Here is a 1,124-nt window from a genome sequence, read left to right as displayed (position 1 = left end):
GGATGATGTGCGCTGCGTTATGGATAAAGATGCAGGGCGCAAGTTTTACCATTTTATAATATCTCCTGATCCAAAAGATAACCTAAGTGCAGAAGCTGTTCTCGAGCTTGCAAAAAGCTGGGTAGAGGAAAACTACGGTAGCGCTATGTGGGCAATAGAGATTCATGATGACAACAAAAATCATATCACTCACGCACACATTGCACTAAACGCTTATGATCCTCAAACACACAAAAAAATACATCGCGATCGCGACATGATAAAACAAGAAGTACGCAGCCTGGATAGGCTTTCCCTAGAGCGTGGACTATCAGTGTTGCCGGATCTCTACGATAATGATACACGTCAAGCGAAATCTCCAACAAAAGCAGAGCTAGAAATGCGAGAAAAAGGCATGCGCACGCTTAAAGATCAAATGCGCGATGCCATTGATTTATGTGCACCATACTCACGTACTTTTAACGAGTTTTCTCACTTACTTACCAAGCAACATGTAAGCGTTAAGATAAACAAACGAGCAGGATACGTATATGGTATTGCTGCACCGTGGGGTGAGATGTTTTGCAAAGATTATAAGCTCGGTAAATACTATATGCGTGAGCACATAGAATCACGCTTTATACCTAATCTAAGCGATATTAAAGATATGCCTGTATACCATGTAGCGCACTTTCGTGCATCGGAAGCGTTTAGTAAGCGCGATTTTACGATACCAAAGACTATGCGCTATCGTATGCGCAAAAACTTATCGCTTATTGTGTATGCACGAGCCGTTGCCATGCTTAAACGTGACGGCATTAAAACCGTCCAGGAATTAAAGAACGTCATCAATGATAAACGTACAGAGATAGCAGAGATCAAAGAGCAACTGCACGAAAATGAAAATTTATTAAAACACGCCCAGGGAGCTAATCGCTTCTGGACAATACTTGATCAGAATAAGGATTTTTACCTAAAGTGGAAAAATGCCACACCACAAGTCCGTACACACATGGAAAAGCACAATAAACGTAAAGTAGAAATCCTTAATGAAGCAGCAGATTATCTCAATGATCGTGGCATTACCTATGAACCACAGAGCACCATGTTAGAAGATACGTTTAAGCGCTTACAATCTGAATGCC

The 1,124-nt window shown here is 41.3% G+C and carries 1 protein-coding gene; it reads left to right on the top strand.

What is annotated here, in order from left to right; translation table 11 throughout:
* Positions 1–19 precede the first annotated feature (19 nt).
* The coding region (locus tag HMPREF3190_RS04615) for a relaxase/mobilization nuclease domain-containing protein (RefSeq protein ID WP_156425719.1) at positions 20–1,124 on the top strand (1,105 nt) is incomplete at its 3' end.

Source organism: Umbribacter vaginalis (genome assembly GCA_001552935.1).
Lineage (GTDB): Bacteria > Actinomycetota > Coriobacteriia > Coriobacteriales > Eggerthellaceae > Berryella > Berryella vaginalis.
This window is presented reverse-complemented; position numbering and strand designations above follow the sequence as displayed.